The 16,914-nt window shown below is 52.7% G+C and carries 14 protein-coding genes; 6 read left to right on the top strand and 8 right to left on the bottom strand.

Annotated features, from left to right (window positions below):
* The coding region (gene pip / locus A918_RS0111185) for a prolyl aminopeptidase (RefSeq protein ID WP_022711151.1) at positions 1 to 948 on the bottom strand (948 nt) is incomplete at its 3' end.
* Between the two features lie 534 nt (positions 949 to 1,482).
* Between pip and A918_RS0111195 the strand changes: the two genes are divergently transcribed.
* Positions 1,483 to 2,133, top strand: coding sequence for a response regulator (locus tag A918_RS0111195; protein ID WP_022711153.1), 651 nt, complete (start codon positions 1,483 to 1,485; stop codon positions 2,131 to 2,133).
* Between the two features lie 21 nt (positions 2,134 to 2,154).
* On the opposite strand, the gene A918_RS0111200 is transcribed toward A918_RS0111195, so the two are convergent.
* Entirely contained in the window at positions 2,155 to 5,652 is a 3,498-nt protein-coding gene (locus A918_RS0111200; RefSeq protein ID WP_022711154.1) for a PAS domain-containing hybrid sensor histidine kinase/response regulator, read from the bottom strand.
* Positions 5,653 to 5,884: 232 nt separating this feature from the next.
* On the opposite strand from A918_RS0111200, the gene mscL reads away from it, so the two are divergent.
* Together mscL and A918_RS0111210 are read left to right on the top strand one after the other, a co-directional pair.
* On the top strand, positions 5,885 to 6,301 hold the full coding sequence (mscL, locus tag A918_RS0111205) for a large conductance mechanosensitive channel protein MscL (protein WP_022711155.1): 417 nt from the start codon (positions 5,885 to 5,887) through the stop codon (positions 6,299 to 6,301).
* A 151-nt stretch (positions 6,302 to 6,452) separates the two neighbouring features.
* A complete protein-coding gene (locus A918_RS0111210) occupies positions 6,453 to 7,529 on the top strand; it encodes an AbrB family transcriptional regulator (protein WP_022711156.1) in 1,077 nt (358 codons plus the stop codon).
* 35 nt (positions 7,530 to 7,564) lie between these two features.
* On the opposite strand, the gene hemA is transcribed toward A918_RS0111210, so the two are convergent.
* Complete coding sequence (gene hemA, locus A918_RS20220; protein ID WP_022711157.1) at positions 7,565 to 8,809, bottom strand: 5-aminolevulinate synthase; 1,245 nt, start codon at positions 8,807 to 8,809, stop codon at positions 7,565 to 7,567.
* Positions 8,810 to 9,086: 277 nt separating this feature from the next.
* Here hemA and A918_RS20225 point away from each other — a divergent pair, with 277 nt between their 5' ends.
* The gene (locus A918_RS20225; RefSeq protein WP_022711158.1) at positions 9,087 to 9,803 is read left to right on the top strand and encodes a TetR/AcrR family transcriptional regulator C-terminal domain-containing protein; all 717 of its coding nucleotides are present in this window, start codon (positions 9,087 to 9,089) and stop codon (positions 9,801 to 9,803) included.
* Here the strand turns inward: A918_RS20225 and A918_RS0111225 are convergent.
* The 5 genes from A918_RS0111225 to proC form a co-directional block, all read right to left on the bottom strand.
* Complete coding sequence (locus A918_RS0111225) at positions 9,766 to 11,301, bottom strand: FAD/NAD(P)-binding protein (protein ID WP_022711159.1); 1,536 nt, start codon at positions 11,299 to 11,301, stop codon at positions 9,766 to 9,768. The genes A918_RS20225 and A918_RS0111225 overlap by 38 nt on opposite strands.
* Before the next feature lie 157 nt (positions 11,302 to 11,458).
* Complete coding sequence (locus tag A918_RS0111230) at positions 11,459 to 12,169, bottom strand: polysaccharide deacetylase family protein (RefSeq protein ID WP_022711160.1); 711 nt, start codon at positions 12,167 to 12,169, stop codon at positions 11,459 to 11,461.
* The gene (locus A918_RS0111235; protein ID WP_022711161.1) at positions 12,169 to 12,909 is read right to left on the bottom strand and encodes a glycosyltransferase family 25 protein; all 741 of its coding nucleotides are present in this window, start codon (positions 12,907 to 12,909) and stop codon (positions 12,169 to 12,171) included. The genes A918_RS0111230 and A918_RS0111235 overlap by 1 nt, the downstream gene beginning before the upstream one ends.
* A 183-nt stretch (positions 12,910 to 13,092) precedes the next feature.
* On the bottom strand, positions 13,093 to 13,440 hold the full coding sequence (locus A918_RS0111240) for a hypothetical protein (protein WP_022711162.1): 348 nt from the start codon (positions 13,438 to 13,440) through the stop codon (positions 13,093 to 13,095).
* Between the two features lie 412 nt (positions 13,441 to 13,852).
* The gene (gene proC / locus A918_RS0111245) at positions 13,853 to 14,665 is read right to left on the bottom strand and encodes a pyrroline-5-carboxylate reductase (protein WP_022711163.1); all 813 of its coding nucleotides are present in this window, start codon (positions 14,663 to 14,665) and stop codon (positions 13,853 to 13,855) included.
* Positions 14,666 to 15,191: 526 nt separating this feature from the next.
* Here proC and A918_RS0111255 point away from each other — a divergent pair.
* Positions 15,192 to 15,809 (top strand): hypothetical protein, encoded by a 618-nt coding sequence (locus A918_RS0111255; protein ID WP_022711165.1) that lies wholly within the window; start codon positions 15,192 to 15,194, stop codon positions 15,807 to 15,809.
* A 141-nt stretch (positions 15,810 to 15,950) separates the two neighbouring features.
* Complete coding sequence (folD, locus tag A918_RS0111260) at positions 15,951 to 16,868, top strand: bifunctional methylenetetrahydrofolate dehydrogenase/methenyltetrahydrofolate cyclohydrolase FolD (RefSeq protein ID WP_022711166.1); 918 nt, start codon at positions 15,951 to 15,953, stop codon at positions 16,866 to 16,868.
* Positions 16,869 to 16,914 lie beyond the last annotated feature (46 nt).

Consider the following 16,914-nt stretch of genomic DNA (forward strand, 5'->3'; position numbering starts at 1 on the left):
ATTGGCAAAGCGGCGTGTTGCTTCGATCAGTTCGTGGGTGATACCCGGCTCGGTCACTGCATGACCACCATCTTCGACAATACGCAGATCAGCTTCCGGCCAGACTTTCTTCAGATGCCATGCATTGATGAACGGCGTGCACATATCGTAGCGGCCATGGATGATAACACCCGGAATATGGCGGATACGGTCAGCCAGACGCAGCAGCTGATCGTCGGTATCAAAGAAAGCGCGGTTCTGGAAATAGTGACATTCGATACGCGCAAAAGCGATGGCGAAGTGATCCTGCGCAAACGCATTTTCGCGTTCCGGATCCGGCAGCAGGGAAATCGCAGAGCCTTCCCAGCGTGACCAGCGGCGTGCCGCTTCAATCTGCACCTGCGGATTCGGATCAGTCAGACGGCGGTAATAGGCCGCCACCATATCGCCGCGCTCGGCTTCCGGAATATGCAGCTGATAGGCTTCAAAGCGATCCGGATAGATAATGCTGGCGCCGTTGCTATAGAGCCAGTCCACTTCAAAACGGCGTGCCAGAAAGATACCACGCAGCACCAGTTCACTGACGTGCTCCGGATGGGTCTGTGCATAAGCGAGGCCGAGGGTCGAGCCCCATGAACCGCCGAAAACCTGCCACTTTTCAACACCGAGATGGGTGCGCAGACACTCCATATCCGCAACCAGATCCCATGTGGTATTTTCGCGCAATTCCGCATGGGGCGTGGAGCGGCCGCAGCCGCGCTGGTCAAACAGGATGATACGATAGGCTGAAGGATCATGCAGACGGCGCATAGTCGGCGAGATGCCGCCGCCCGGGCCGCCATGGATCATAATGACCGGCTTACCGTTCGGGTTTCCGCATTCCTCAAAATAAATCCGGTGCAGCGATGAGACCTGCAACATCTCTTCCCGATAGGGTTGAATTTCCGGATAGAGGCTGTGGCGTGTCATAGGTCGTCCTTTTGCGTTATTTTATCTGCGAAGCAATAAGATTTTCTCTTGCATATAGAGCAGGCATCACCCTAACTGACAATACGGCACCATCGCGGCAAAAGCAGAAATCAGACTGTATATTGTACGCTTTGCCTGTAATATTGCATAATGAATATGCATGCCGTCTGCTACAGGCGGCTTTTATTGTGCTGGAAATTGCATTCACCGGTTTTCTCAAGCCGGATTTATCATTGAAATGAAATGCCGGTGGCCGGAGCGCATTGCGAAATTGTGAAGCGCTGAGGTATGGAAACCAGTTTGTCTGACCGGTTTCTGATCCTGATTACGGATCAGTTCTGTTGCATGTAAAAACAAAGAACAGAGCATTTTCAGAAATGCAGGCGGAGCGGGAAGGGCTCTGTACATGAAGAAAATGCAAGATGAAAACAGGTCATTTCTAACTTTATCTTTGGTTATATAAAGAGATAAGGTGCTTTCAGGAGATGATTTGCGGGGAGACTGCTAAGGGGGCAGGCAAGGGGTAGGAAATTTATGGAATTGAATTTTATTATTGCCGACGATCATCCTTTATTCCGTGGCGCATTGCGACAGATATTACAGGACGGTTTTCAGCCTGAGAGTGTGACTGAGGCTGACAATTATCAGCAATTGCAACAGGTTGCAGAAGAGGCGCAGGATGTTGACCTGTTGTTTCTCGATCTGACCATGCCCGGTGTCAGCGGTTTATCCGGCCTGATCAATCTCAAGGCGCAGCATCCGCAGCTGCCGGTCATGATTGTTTCCGCCACCGATGATGTCACCACAATCCGCCGCGCCATGGAGCTCGGAGCCTCCGGTTTTGTTTCAAAATCCGCGAGTCTTGAGGAAATCGGTGAGGCCGTGCGCACCGTGCTGGACGGCGGGGAATGGGTGTCCGGTGATATGGAACTCGGCGCGGAAAATGATGCGGAAATTGCTGATCTGATTGCCCGTATCCGCGCGCTCACACCGCAGCAAACCCGCGTGCTTTCAATGCTTGGACAGGGACTTCTGAACAAGCAGCTGGCCTATGAGCTGAATATTTCAGAAGCCACGGTGAAAGCCCATGTATCTGCGGTTCTGCAGAAGCTGGGCGTGGACAGCCGCACACAGGCGGTGATTCTGCTCTCGCGGCTTGGTCCAGGTTTTGCACTTCTGGATTGAACCGGAGCATTTCACAGTCTTTCACCGCATATGATAATGCGCCAGCAAAGCCCGCAATGCTGCGGGTTTCAGCGGCTTGTTCAGCACATGAACATTTTCTTCCGTGGCCTGTAATTTGACCTCTTTTGAACGATCGGCCGTCAGCAGAACGGCCGGTATGGTATGACCCAGCGTTTCGCGGATATAGCCGATCATATCCAGCCCGTTTTCACGGTTGAGATGATAGTCAGCCAGAATAATATCCGGCAATATTTTGACGCTCGCTTGTGAGCGGGCGATATGATTGCACCAGTCCTTGAGTTGTGCGCCGTCACGGATCAGAGTGATGTCACAACCCCAGCCTTCCAGCAGAATGCGCATGCCGTCGAGGATCAGCGGATCATTATCAATACACAAAACCCGCATATTTTCGAGCGCATTGCTGCGGCGTCTGGCCTGTGACGGTTCAGGTGAAACTTCAACCGCAGGCTCCTGAGACACCGGCATAATGATGCTGAAACAGGTGCCTTTGCCATGTTCTGATTGCAGACGAATTGTCAGATCCAGCACACGGGCAATACGATCGACAATGGAAAGACCAAGTCCCAGCCCGTCTGCCTGACTGATCCCTTCATCCAGCCGGTAAAATTCGCGGAAAACCAATTGCTGTTTTTCCGGTGCGATGCCGATGCCGGTATCGGCAACTTTGATTTCCAGATCGCCGCCGCGACGGCGCACACCAAGCAGAATTTTGCCGCTGCGGCTGTATTTGATCGAATTCGAGATCAGATTTTGCAGCAGACGACGCAGAAGATTGCGGTCGCTATAGACTGTGAGGGAGCAGGGCACGACACGAAGTTTCAGACCCTTCGTGGCAGCAAGCGGTGTGAAATCTGTAACAACCTGTTGAAGCAGGCGATCCAGACGGAACAGCGAAAGCTCCGGTTTGAGCGCGCCGGTATCAAGCCGTGAAATATCCAGCAGCGCACTGAGAATGCCTTCAACCGCTTCAAGGGAGGAGTCAATATTGCGCGCCAGTTGCGCTTCCGATGCGCCGAGCCTTTCGCTCAAGGCTGTGCTGTAGAGGCGGGCAGCATTGAGCGGCTGCAAAATATCATGACCGGCAGCAGCGAGAAAACGTGTTTTGCCGAAATTGGCCTCTTCCGCCAGTTTCTGCGCACGGACAAGCTGCTGGTTCACTTCAAGCAGTTCGGTGGTGCGGTCGGCGACGCGCTGCTCCAGCGTTTCATTGAGACGCTTCATGGAATTATCGGCTTCAACTGAAGCGGTAATATCAGTGTAACTGGCAACAATGCCACCATCCGGCATCGGATTGGCTGCAATTTCAATGATTTTGCCGGTGGAGTGCAACAGGATACGGCTTGGCTCATGGGTGCGCTCCAATGTGCGCATCATCATCGCGGCATCACCCGCATGAATTTCACCATTATGCAGCAACCGGTCGAGCACATCGGAAATCGGTGTGCCAACCTGTGTCAGCCCGTCCGGTAGTTGCAGCAGATGGCGGAAACGCCGGTTCCAGCAGGTCAGACGAAAATCCTTGTCGAGAACGGTGATGCCCTGTTCCATCTGATCCAGCGCGGTTTGCAGCAGATCGCGATTGTGCTGCAAGGCTTCTGAAGCATCATCCAGCAGGCGCAGCGTATCCGGTGCAGTATTGTCCTTGCGCTGAAGCAGCAGCGACAGCACCAGCCGCGCGGAAGATGAGCCGATGGCACTACCCAATATTTGCTCGGCAAAACGGATCAGCGGCACATCGGCGACGGCTTTATCATCCAGCGGCTGATCGCCATTATGTTCATAGCGGCTGAAAGCAAGGGCAACGCGGTCTTCACCCAGATAGCGGGCAATCGTATTTTTGATTTCCCCGACAGTGACACTGGTGCGGAAACGGCGCAGAACCGGTACCGTTTTCAGATTGCGCGGCATGAATGTGCTGGCCTGAATGCGCTCCAGCGGTGTGGACTGTCGGGAGAGCGAACCGATCACGAAGAACAGTGCATTAATAGCGAGGCTCCACAGAGCGCCATGGGTGAGGGGCAGGGCATCAACGCCGAAGAGTGCCTGCGGACGCAGATAGGAAAGCCCCCATAAACCTTCCCGCAGGATCGGCGCATCGGGATTTGCCAGTGTCGGCAGCAGCAACGTATAGGCCCAGACAGCAAAGCCGCTGACCATGCCCAGAACAGCTCCGCGTGCATTGGCATTGCGCCAGATCAGCCCGCCGATCAGCGGGGGCGCAAATTGTGCAATCGCTGCAAAAGAAACCAGACCGATAGAAGCCAGCCCGAATGTGCTGGAACTGGCGCGGTAATAGCTGAAAGTCACCGCCAGAATAATCACAATGGTTGCACGGCGGGTATAGAGGATAAGACGGGTCAGATCCCGTTGCTGATGTTTTTGGCGACGATAGACGTAGCGGATCAGCAATGGCAGCAGCAGATGGTTAGAGATCATGATCGACAGCGCCACGCAGGCCACGATCACCATCGCCGTAGCAGCAGAAAGCCCGCCGACAAAAGCCAGCAGAGTTAAAAGATGTGAGCCTGCTGCCAGCGGCAGCGCCAGAACATAGAGATCTGCATTGGTTGTGGGGCCGAGATTGATAATGCCTTGCAGGGCGATTGGCAGGACAAACAGGTTAATCAGGATCAGATAGACCGGAAACAGCCAGCGGGCGGTGCGCAATTCCTTTTCGCTGCGGTTTTCAACCACGGTGACATGAAACTGGCGCGGCAGCATCAGAATTGCCGCAGCACTCAGAACGGTGTGAACAATCCAGGTGCTGGGGCTGGTACGGGTTAACATGCCCCAGAAATCAATATTCCGTTCCTGCAATTGTTGCGGCAGATCAAAAGGTGAGCCGAAGAGGAAGAAGGTTGTGGCAATGCCGACAATCAGAAAGGCGGTGATTTTGATGACGGATTCTAACGCAACCGCAAGAATCAGCCCGTCCTGATGCTCAGTCGCATCCGTATGTCTGGTGCCGAAAAGGATGGCGAATATAGCCAGCAGCGCAGTAACAAACAGCGATATGTCGCCGAAGACATAGACAATCGGGTCATAGGAAGCCTGATATTCAGCCAGAACCATATCGACACTGCCGGATACGGCTTTCAGCTGCAGGGCGATATAGGGCATGGAGCCGACCACGGCGATGCAGGTGCCGATCGTGGCGACGCTGGTACTTTTGCCGTAACGGGCGGCGAGAAAGTCGGCGATAGAGGTAATGCGCTCGGCTTTTGCCAGCCGCACCACATGACGCAGAAATTTATTGCCGAAGGTGAAAACCAGAATAGGGCCGATATAAATACCTAAGAATTCAAGCCCGCGGTCAGCTGCAAGCCCGACCGAGCCGAAGAAGGTCCATGATGTACAGTAAACAGCAAGGCTGAATGCATAAATATAGGGTCTTGGCTTGGAGCCCCAGCGCGATGCTTTACTGTCGCCAATACTGGCAACCGCAAAGAGCAGGATCAGATAGAGAAATGCGATGCCGATAATGATCCAGCCGTGCATTCAGCCCCCTTGCTGACCGGTTAATGATTGCGGGACAGAAAGATCCTGTATATGGCTGCAATAATGGCAGTCTCTGTCCGCTGATTATTCTGTACCTATGTTTGTATGCAACACTTCAGGATAATCAAGCAGTAAGCTGCTTTCTGATCTTGAGACTATAATAATCTCCGCTACTTTGTTTTTATTGCCGGATATAAAAAGAGTAAGCCCCCGTACTTGTAAAGGATAGCTCATGCTAAAGGAATTTCGTGAATTTGCCCTCAAGGGCAATATGGTCGATCTGGCCATCGGTGTCATCATTGGCGGTGCATTTGGTGGTCTGGTCAATTCCATCGTGAATGACATTATCATGCCGATTATCGGTCTCATCACCGGCGGTATTGATTTCTCCAACATGTTTATCCAGCTGGCCGGTGAGCCTAAGGGTACATTGGCGGCAGCGCGTGAAGCCGGTGCAACCATTGCTTACGGTAATTTCATTACGCTGCTGATTAACTTCCTGATTATCGCCTGGGTTCTGTTCCTTGTTGTTAAAGGCATGAACCGTATGAAGAAAAAGGAAGAGGCCAAGCCTGAAGCTGAAGCCGCAATTCCGGCAGATCAGGTTCTGCTGACAGAAATCCGTGATCTTCTGGCGAAAAAAGCCTGATTATAAAATCCTAAACCCGGCCTCAGAAATGAAGCCGGGTTTATTCTTAATTTGTCTGATATTTTGGTTGCATATAATGCGGCCAACACAACAAGACTCCGGCGCGACGATTATGCCTGCCATCCGGAAATGCTCTGGTTAAGAATATCCCATGTCCCGTCAGTTCTCTCTGAAAAATATCTATGCGCTTTTCCTGACATTTCTGATTGCCGGCAGCGGTGCCGCAATCGCTTATCTGACCGGACTGCCCATTCCTTTTCTGCTCGGCTCAATGTGCAGCGTGACCATTGCATCTCTGAGCGGTATCCGCATTTATCTGCCTGTCTGGTTGCGTAATGCGGTTTTTATCATGCTCGGCCTGCAAGCCGGTTCCGGTGTGCGTCCTGAAACGCTAAGCCAGATCGGCGAATGGCCTTTGAGCTTTATGCTGCTGTTTGTGATGCTGGTGGCGGTAACCGGTTTTACATTTATGCTGCTGCGCTATGTGTTTCGCTGGGATGCGCAAACGGCTTTTTTCTCTTCTTTGCCTGGTGCCTTGTCTTTCGTGATGGCTGCAGCCAGCGAAACCCGTGCCGATCTGGTTAAAATCACCATTATTCAGACTGTGCGCCTGTTGTTGCTCATCGGGTTATTGGCGCCGGTACTTAATGTGCTTGGGCAATCCGCACCGCATATCGATTTTGTTGCCGGTTCAGGTAGCCAGCAAAAAGAGTGGCTATGGTTGTTCGCTGCGGGTGGCCTTGGCGCGCTGATCGGCCATTACAGCCGTTTGCCGGGCGGGATGATGCTGGGCGCATTGCTCGCCAGTGCGCTGGTCTATGTGACCGGTTTTGTAACCGTGCGCGTGCCGCCTGAAATGGCGGATTTTGGTATGGTTGTTCTCGGAGCTCTGATCGGCTCGCGGGTTGATGCACGGCATCGCGGCGCTATCCTGAATTATTTGCCGGTGGCGCTGATGGCTTTCATCGTTGGTACGGGAACCGCCGCCGCAATCTGTGCGCTGGCATGGCTGGCAACAGGGCTGCATCCGGCACAAATTGCGCTGGCTTTCGCGCCGGGTGCATTGGAAGCGCTGACTGTGATTGCTTTCTCTCTGGGTGTTGATCCGGCCTATGTGGCTTCGCACCATGTTGTGCGCTTTATGATGATTGCGATCTTTGTGCCGTTTCTTGCCCGATCGCTGCGCCGTATGGATGAAAAGCAAACAGCCGCACAGGCGGAGCTCTGAGCGGCTGTCAGGATTGAAGCTGATATTGCTCTTTATTAAGCAGATTGTTTCAGCGGGCTGCCGGTAAAATCCGTTGCATAAGGAATGTTCAAAGCCTGCCATACTTCCAGCAGTGCCTCTTTCAGACCGGCAATCAGCTCTTCCCCGTGAACAGGAGTCGGTGTGATGCGCAGGCGTTCAGTGCCGCGTGGTACGGTCGGGAAGTTGATCGGCTGAATATAAATGCCATGAACTTCCAGCAGGCGATCCGAAGCTTTTTTGCACAAATCCGCATTGCCGACAAAGAGCGGCACAATATGCGTTTCTGTCGGCATAACCGGCAGACCGGCACGTTTCAGCGTGTCCTTAGTCAGTTGTGCATTCTTCTGCTGCAATTCGCGTTCGGTGCCCGAGGCTTTGAGATGGCGAATGGCTGCAACTGTTGCATTGGCAATTGCCGGTGGCAGGGCTGAGGTAAAGATGAAGCCCGGCGCATAGGAGCGCACAGCATCGACCACAGCCTTGGAACCGGTAATATATCCGCCCAATGTGCCGAAGGATTTGGCTAATGTGCCTTCAATAATATCAATACGATGGCTCAGGCCTTCGCGTTCTGAAATGCCGCCGCCGCGTGCGCCATACATGCCAACGGCATGGACTTCATCAAGATAGGTCATGGCATTGTATTTTTCTGCCAGTTCCACAATTGCTTTCAGCGGTGCCACATCACCGTCCATGGAATAGACGGATTCAAAAACGATCAGTTTGGCGCGGTCTTTGCCCGCAGCCTTCAAAAGTTCTTCAAGATGCTGCACATCATTGTGACGGAAAATCTGCTTGTCGGCACCGGAATGACGGATACCGGCGATCATCGATGCATGATTGAGTTCATCCGACAGGATCAGGCAATCCGGCAGGAGCTTGGCTATGGTCGAGATAGAGGCATCATTGGAGACAAAGCCAGAGGTGAAAACCAGACCGGCTTCTTTGCCGTGCAAATCCGCGAGCTCATGTTCAAGCTCAACAAGCGGATGATTATTGCCGGAGATATTGCGTGTGCCACCGGCGCCGGACCCTTGCGAGACGGCTGCATCGGTCATGGCTTTCAGAACATCAGGATTTTGCCCCATACCGAGATAGTCATTGGAGCACCATACGGTGATTTCACGCGCCTGACCGTTATGGCGCCAGATTGCTTGCGGAAAGCGGCCGACAATACGCTCCAGATCAGCAAATACACGGTAACGATTTTCAGTGTGAAGGCGGTCAATGGCCGCTTCAAAAAACCGGCTATAGTCCATGAGGCATCTTCCTTTTCTTCACCTTTACCTAATCCTTTAGAGGCGCGCCGTCTATAAGGACATGTGCGGTAAATAGACCTAGGCCGGTTTTGCGGCATTGATTTCAGTCAATCAGGCCGCCTCAGTCACGGGTTTTCGATATATTCCGGTTGAAAAGGCCGGAGCTGTCCGCAATTTTAGTCACACTCTGTTGTAAAAGGGCGCATTCAACGCTAATTGAGTTTGCAACAGAGTGTTTAATCCTTACGTGCATGCATAATTTTCGGACGGGGCGGCTATGAAAAAGCAAATTTCGGCAAAGTCATGTGTGGCGCCAAGCCCGCGTATCGGTCGTCCGGCGCGGATTTCTCTTGAGGAAATCGCGCGTGTGACGTTGAAAATCGGTCTCGATGATGTGACGATGATTGCTGTCGGTCAGGCGCTCGGGGTCGATCACTCATCCCTTTACCGCTATGTCAAAGGCCGCAATGAATTGCTGTTGGCTGCTGCCGATCTGGCCATTACCGAACTGGACTGGCGCGGTAATCCTGCCGACTGGTATGAGTTTGCGCAAAATGTCGCCAGTTCAGCCTGGGAATTATTCAACAGACATCCGGGGCTGGCCGATGCCATGCGGGAACTGGAAGTATCCCCGCCATCCGGTATCCGCGCTTTTGGCGAAATGGCTAACCAGTTTGTGGAATATGGTTTCTCGGCTGAGGAAGCCGTTGTGCTGATCGACAGTATGATGGATATGACGGTCGATTACTTCACCGGCTGGCGCAGAGCCTATAAAAAACCGGGTCGCATTGGCGAACGCGGAATTGAGAAGGTTGTGCAGTCGTGGCAGGCAGAAGCCGCACGCAATCCGGATACGGCGCGGCCGATCCTGATTATGAGCCGTATGATGACGGATCACCCGAAGGATTGGTGGGACAAAAAACTGCTTCTGATCCTTGATGGTGCGCAGGCCGTTTTCAACAGACGTCAGCAGATTTATGAGGCTGCTGAATAAGCGCAGTAGCCTGTCTGATCACGTCCGCCAATGTTTCTGTATAGCGCGCCACTTCCGGCGCGCCCATTAATTCGCCGAAAGTGCCGCGGGCTAAAGGCCCTGCGATAAACAGATTATCAGCAATACTGCCGTTTTTGCCGATGGCACGCATGGTTGTATCCGTCTGCTCAGTGCGGCTTGTATGCAGGCCAAGACCTGTAGGATCCATTTCAATCAGACCGTCTTCACAGAGCATTGCCAATGGCGGGCACTGACCGATAATATCGCCATGCGCAGGGCCGGTGGTAACAATAATAGCGTCAAAATGCTGTGTGATTGTTCCTGATTGTCCGCGCAGGCGATAGGTCACGATAAAGCCGTGACCGTCATCAGCGCGTGCAGCATCCGTGAGGTGTGCGCCGAGAAATTTCAGTGTTCCCGAGCGGCTGCGTTCATCAAGAACATCATCTGTCTGTGTTGCTAAGCGAAACCTATGCGCATCCCAGAACGTGCGCAGGTGCCGGACAATGCGCTTGCGCTCACTGAGCGGCAGAGCAAGCCATATCTCGCCGCCCTGATCGCGCAAAGTATCAATCACCGATTGCCACGGCACGGATTGTTGTGCCGCTTCGCGGATTGTCCGGCGGATTTTGTGCAGTAGGCGCACGGCCGATGTTTCCGGCGGATTGATAAAATCACCGAAGAAGCGCGGCGGTCTTGGCTCATCGGCTTTGAGCCGCAGATTGGAACGGGAGCGCAGACCGTGACGGGACAAAACGGTGATATTGCCGCGATGTCCGTGTTGTGACAGCCCTGCCACCATATCGGCAGAGGTGAGACCTGCGCCGACGATCAGAACCGAACTGTCCGGACCTGTCTCCTGAAGCAATTGCTGCAGAGCACCTGCCTGATAAGGATTGGCGATCAGTCCTTTTACATGGTTCTGGCCGGATTGCTGGAGTTCTCGCAATGGTGCGGGGAGGGCAGGCAGCGGATGTGACGCAGCGATCACCAGAAAATCCGCTTCCCGCGTTTCGCCTTTATCTGTGGTAACCTGATAGCGGCCGGAGGCGCAGCGTTTGGCGCCGGTAGCGCTGGCACGAATATGCTGCACTTGTCCGCTTGCAAGCAGCGGTGCAAGCTGTTCCGCCATATAGGTGCCGAAAGTGCTGCGCCTTGCGTAAATCTGACCGTTCTCCGTCATGGCTTCCGGATCATTATTCAGACTGTGCTGCTCTTCCATCCAGCGGGCAAAATGCGGTTTGTCTTCATAAAATATGCTCATCCGGTCGGAGAGAACATTGAGGCGGAAGGCATCCTCATTGGTGGAATAAGCCAGACCGGCGCCAAGAGAGGAGCGCGGTTCTATGATCGTAATTTTGAGTTTTGCCGGATCGGTTATCGCTGCCAGATGATAGGCCAGAGAAGCGCCGGAGAAGCCGCCCCCGATAATGATGATGGATTTGTGCCGGTTTTCATGATGCGGGCGGTCAGTGCAGGCAGAAGGCAATACAGTCAAAACATATATCCGGCTTCAGGTGACGATGCTGTAATCTGTAAGAGAAAAATTATTACAGGTCGCTGCCAGTTTATAGTAATGAAATCCGGTTTTGCAATTCTGCGGTAAAGTAATTTTCTTTGAAATGGTGCCGGAATAAAAGTTTTCTCTCCGGCGGTCAGAGGCCGAAGAGCTTTTTCAGGAACAATAATCCGCCATCGGTGCGGCGGATATAGCGCCGTGGCAGGCCAAACGGATCATCTGTTGCGCGGGCATGGCCGCGTTTTGTGGTGGTGGCGTGAACATAACCCGCTTGTCGGGCTACATCGCGCACAGCCTGTGTTTCGCCGCCATAAGGGTAGCAGAAATTAGTGACTTCAGCGCCGAGTATCTCTTCAAGAATTTTCTTGGAGCCGGCGATCTGCCGTTCTGCTTCCTGCAAATCCGCATCCGGCAGATAGATATGGTCAAGCGTATGCGCGCCAACCTCATGGCCATGTGCAGCCCAGTTGCGCAACTGCTCGGCACTCATGCAAGGAATTTCAACTGCGCCTTTCGGAATGTCCCATTCATTGCGTCCGCCGATCTGATTGGCGACGAAATAATTGGTGGCAGTAAAACCCAGCTCATTCAGCACCGGCATGGCATGCTGATAGACATTGAGAAAACCATCATCAAACGTGATAACCGCAACCTTGCCCTGTTTTTTGCCCTCAAGATAAGGGCGGGCATCGCGCATGGACAATCCCTGATAGCCCAGTCTTTTCAGCCAGCGCATCTGCGAGCGGAACCGGTCCGGATGCACATGCAGGCTGCGAAACGGCTTGTCGCGTGCAGGCGGTACATCAATCGAATGATAGAGAAGAATGGGAATAGCAGAAGATTTCATCAGGCTTTTCCGGATTTGCGGGAATAGGTTTTGACGCTGTGCCGGTAGAACGGCCGCATCAGTTCTCTGTGCAGTTTATGCGCCAGAGAGCGGTTCTGTTTCAAGGTGCTGCCGCCCAGATTGGCAGATATTTCCTGCACGCCACCCGGAACAACGGAAAGCGGTTGCAATCCGGTTACCCAGTTCATCTGGGCAAAAGTATCAACAGGGCGGTCAAATTTCTCGGTTACTTTTAACAGTGCCTGCGCGGCGTCACGGGTAATCAGCTGCGCCACCATGCCCAGCCCGACAGGTACGGGACGAATGACTTTCGTTGTTCCCTGTTCGAGCACAACAGCGCCGGTCTCACGGTCGGAGCGGAACGGCAGACGCACCAGCCCGCCTTGTTTTGCAATCTCTGTCGCCGCTTTAAAAGCAGCAGGAAAGTCCGCTGTCAGCGCCACATCATCTTCCAGCACAAGTGCTGCATCGAGATTTTGATCGATGATTGTCTGCCAAGTTTTGCGGTGCGACAGAAAACAGGCAATTTCGTTGCGGCTCAGGCGGAACGGATAATAAGGCTTGTGCAGGCGCGTCTGATAGGCCTGTGCCGCATCTGCATCGCTCAGCTGTTTTGCATCAACAGCTGTAATGATTTCTGCCGGTACCGGTAATTGGGAGATCAGTTCATTCACCTGCGCGCGGCGTTCTGTTGCACGCTCCAGATGAATGATGAATGCTTTAATCTGCGGTTTCTGCATGACTAACCTTTGCCGGAGCGGCTTATATTTTTCGCTGATCGCAGCTCTGCGACCGCATATAAGAGTTGCCTATAGCAGCTTAAAGGTCTTGTCGGAAAGTGAGAAATATTACCTATGTAAAATGGAAAACGGGCAGATAAAAAATCTGCCCGTATGTTGTGTTTTTGTAAAGCTTAGCCCCGTTTAATTGAAACGCGTAGCGATCACCGGATTGCGGGTATAATTCCGCAGAGCCTGACGCAGCAAGCCGCTTGCATCTGCATAAGTGGCAGGGAAATCTGCAGGCTGATATTTCATAATATGCGGTATCGCCGCTTTGAGTGATTGCAGAACATGTTGCGGAAGCCGGTCTGAACATTGGGTCAGACGGCGGAAAATCACACTGATGCGGACGGATTTTCCGTACACGGCAACCTGTGGTTCCTGACCGGCCATATCCCAGTCTTCATAGGCATGAACAGCTTCGTGGAAGCCGTTCAGCAGATAAATTGATGCATGTCCGTTATGGAGCGGCGGCAGTAAACTTGACATTCCTGTCTCCTCTGTCGGGCTGCTTACTGCAAACTTTCCTTGCATGGAGTTCGCAGTAATTTGAAAAAATGCCTGTTGCTGTGTTTTGCGGCGCACAGACAGGCCGTTGAAAATATAAATCTGTTTCCGGCATCAAAGCCTGAACCGGAAAGTGTCGGCTGATTATCGCCTGATTATATGACAGTTCTATAATGGACGGCTGTTTCAGCCGTGTTTTCTGTTCGCGCTTTTAACCCGCAAAGACGATCATGAAACAAAGATCGTGCCTGTCAGAGTAACGAAAATATCGCTCCGGTAAATCCCGATATTATCGTACTTTCGGATAATGCTGTAAAAAAGAAAAATCTTATTAAAATACGAAAAGGAAGAAGACGACCCGTCCTCTCCCTCTATGGTAATGCGGTATTGTGTTTCAGCTTTTTCCGAGTTCCATAGAGCGGTTACGGGCAGCTTCAACCGCTTCGCTGACAAGATTTTGCAGGCGATTATCACCCATCAGCACTTCGAGAGCAGCTGCTGTTGTTCCGTTAGGGCTGGTGACATTAATGCGCAATTGCGATGGCGTATCCGTGCTTGCCGCAGCGAGCGCGCCTGCACCGTAAACTGTCTGCATGGCAAGCATGGCAGCAATATCCTGCGGCAGACCGGCGGTTATGCCGGCTTGTGTAAGACATTCAATGAAATGAAACACATAGGCGGGACCGGAGCCGGATATTGCGGTTACGGCATCCATCAGGTTTTCATCTTTGACCTGTGCGACCTGACCGCTGGTTTCCAGTAATTCTTCGGTAAAGCGCATGACATCTGCCTGCACATTACTATTGGCAAATGTCACCATCATACCTTTGCCGATTGCTGCCGGTGTGTTCGGCATACAGCGGATAATCGCTGCCTGCGCGCCCAGAATTTTCTCGAATAAGGCAACCGGTGTACCGGCAGCCACGCTGAGAAAAGCCGAGGCAGATGCATAGTTTTTATAGGCAGGCAGAATGTCCTGAATGACCTGTGGTTTGACCGCAATGATAATCAGTTGTGGAGAGCCGGTAATGCCTGTGCTGTCCGGCAGTGCTTTAACGCCGAGTTTTGCCGCACGTTCGCGCAAAGTGTCTGCCGGTTCAACCACTGTCACGTCAGAAGGCTGTAACTTGCCCGAGGAGAGCCATCCCTGCAGCATGGCAAACCCCATATTGCCGCAACCAACCAGAACAACAGTGTTATTTGCCATCAAATGCCTCTCCTGTGATTTGCCCGACCATAGAACATTCGACCGGCAGATGGAAATATCGTTCGCTGCGCAGAGCGAAATTACGGCTTCATGACAGGGGCGGTGTCACATTAATCAGATAAATGTGAAATTTATTTCTTATAGTGGTTGCCAGAGTCATTAAGGTTTTGTTAACCATAAGGCAGAGTGATTTGCACCGGCTTCGCCGCGCTGCAAAGGCGTAACGGGTAAACGTGATTTGCATTGTGAAATGCGTTGCTTCTGGCGTGTCGCTTATCTGCGAACAGTTTTGAAAAGCTTTCATGATCTGCTGTGAATTTTATTCCGGTCGGTCAGGTTCTTATGAGCCCGTTTTTTCGGACAGAACAGGCGTTTCAGGCATGGAATTTCCAAAAAACCTCGGTTTTGGCCGGATTTTTGGAATGTGCAGAGGAGGGGCAAAACACTCTGATACCGGATGCCGTTTGCGTGTCCGGCGCATATTATGAAATGACTGTGTAAATAAATTTTAAGACGGGGCGGCATTATGGAACGTGATAATAAATTTTCCGGCACATTACCGCTTTTGGCCTATGCACCGCAGGACTTCGGCCTGAACATCCAGCGTTCCCGCGCTTACCGTGCGCGGGCCGCAATGGGGCGCACCGGTGTGCAGCCGCTGCGCAGTCATGCACAGGCTCCGGCGCAGACTCCCGCACAGACATCGGTAAAAGCTGACAGAGCTGTACTTGCCGAACCTGCACTGGCTTCGTCATCTTCGTTGTTCAAAAAACTGTGGCTGAACCTGTCCGGCCTTTTAAAGCGCGGCAAACAAGCTGAAGCCGCTGCGGATCAGCCTGCGCAGCCGGTGGTTACAAGGCAAATGCCTGTCGCGCCTGTGGCAAAGCAAATGCCTGTGAAACAGGCCGATGCAGAACCGCAGGAGCCGAAACAGCAACCGGCGGAAGAGGCTATTGCGGAAGTGCGCCAGCCGGTTTCCAAAACCTATGCTGCCATGCGCAAAAATGCGCTCGGCAATGCCGCAGCAGATCAGACTATTCCGGAAGCTGCAGACCTTTCCCATGCACTGGCCGAAATCCGGCAGGCATTGCGTGAGCATGAGAAGCTGGCCAATGCCAGACAGAATGAAAATTCGTCACGTTGATGCCGTTATTCCGATAGCATGACCGTTTTTTGATTGTCATCATCGCGCTGGCAGATTATGCGAGGGCAGGATGTGAGCGCGTGGCTTTGTGATCCCGCAATTTCGGCCTTGCATTGTTTTTTTGTCTGACGGAGTTGTGAGATGGCGACTGAGACGAGCGGCGCAAAAGTAATCGACGGTAAATTGCTGGCGGAAGATGTGGTGGCAGCGGTTAAAGCTGCAACATCCGACTTGTTAAATACAACCGGCACAAAGCCTGGGATTGCTGTGGTGATCGTCGGGGAAGATCCGGCCAGTCAGGTTTATGTCGCCTCCAAAGGCCGCAAAGCACGCGAATGCGGTTTCCACTCTGTACAGCACACATTGACTGAAGATACATCTGAGGCGGATCTGCTGGATTTGATCGACAGTCTCAATAATGATCCTGCCATTCACGGTATTCTGGTGCAGTTGCCGCTGCCGAAACATATTGATGAAGGTCGCGTTATTCAGACTATCGCGCCGGACAAAGATGTCGACGGCTTTCATTATATCAATGTCGGCAAGCTCGGTACCGGCGCTGTGGATAGTGCCTTCGTGCCATGCACTCCGGCTGGCAGCATGATTATGATTGAGCGTCAGCTTGGTCGTGATCTGTCTGGTTTGAATGCTGTTGTCATCGGCCGCTCCAATATTGTTGGCAAGCCGATGGCGAATTTGCTGCTTGCAGCCAATGCGACTGTCACTGTTGCCCATAGCCGCACTAAAGACCTGCCAGCCTTGGCACGCACCGCTGATATTCTGGTGGCAGCGGTTGGCCGTCCGCAAATGGTCAAAGGTGACTGGATTAAGCCGGGTGCAACTGTGATTGATGTGGGTATCAACCGCATTGATGCACCGGAAAAGGGCGAGGGTAAAACCCGTCTTGTCGGTGATGTGGATTATGCAGAGGCTGCAAAAGTGGCCGGAGCGATTACGCCGGTTCCGGGCGGTGTTGGCCCTATGACCATTGCAATGCTGATGGCCAATACGCTGGTCGCCGCTTGCCGTGCAGCCGGTGTAAAGGCACCAAAGTTCTGATTGTTACAATTATTCTGTAAAAAGCGGCGTTGCCATACTGGCAGCG

Source organism: Pseudochrobactrum sp. AO18b (assembly GCF_000409565.1).
GTDB classification, from domain to species: domain Bacteria; phylum Pseudomonadota; class Alphaproteobacteria; order Rhizobiales; family Rhizobiaceae; genus Pseudochrobactrum; species Pseudochrobactrum saccharolyticum.

Bases quoted from the DNA above. Each gene is read 5' to 3' on its own strand.
- A918_RS0111195 (WP_022711153.1), top strand. From the start codon at position 1,483: ATGGAATTGAATTTTATTATTGCCGACGATCATCCTTTATTCCGTGGC.
- A918_RS0111200 (WP_022711154.1), bottom strand. From the start codon at position 5,652: ATGCACGGCTGGATCATTATCGGCATCGCATTTCTCTATCTGATCCTG.
- mscL (WP_022711155.1), top strand. From the start codon at position 5,885: ATGCTAAAGGAATTTCGTGAATTTGCCCTCAAGGGCAATATGGTCGAT.
- A918_RS0111210 (WP_022711156.1), top strand. From the start codon at position 6,453: ATGTCCCGTCAGTTCTCTCTGAAAAATATCTATGCGCTTTTCCTGACA.
- hemA (WP_022711157.1), bottom strand. From the start codon at position 8,809: ATGGACTATAGCCGGTTTTTTGAAGCGGCCATTGACCGCCTTCACACT.
- A918_RS20225 (WP_022711158.1), top strand. From the start codon at position 9,087: ATGAAAAAGCAAATTTCGGCAAAGTCATGTGTGGCGCCAAGCCCGCGT.
- A918_RS0111230 (WP_022711160.1), bottom strand. From the start codon at position 12,169: ATGAAATCTTCTGCTATTCCCATTCTTCTCTATCATTCGATTGATGTA.
- A918_RS0111235 (WP_022711161.1), bottom strand. From the start codon at position 12,909: ATGCAGAAACCGCAGATTAAAGCATTCATCATTCATCTGGAGCGTGCA.
- A918_RS0111240 (WP_022711162.1), bottom strand. From the start codon at position 13,440: ATGTCAAGTTTACTGCCGCCGCTCCATAACGGACATGCATCAATTTAT.
- proC (WP_022711163.1), bottom strand. From the start codon at position 14,665: ATGGCAAATAACACTGTTGTTCTGGTTGGTTGCGGCAATATGGGGTTT.
- A918_RS0111255 (WP_022711165.1), top strand. From the start codon at position 15,192: ATGGAACGTGATAATAAATTTTCCGGCACATTACCGCTTTTGGCCTAT.
- folD (WP_022711166.1), top strand. From the start codon at position 15,951: ATGGCGACTGAGACGAGCGGCGCAAAAGTAATCGACGGTAAATTGCTG.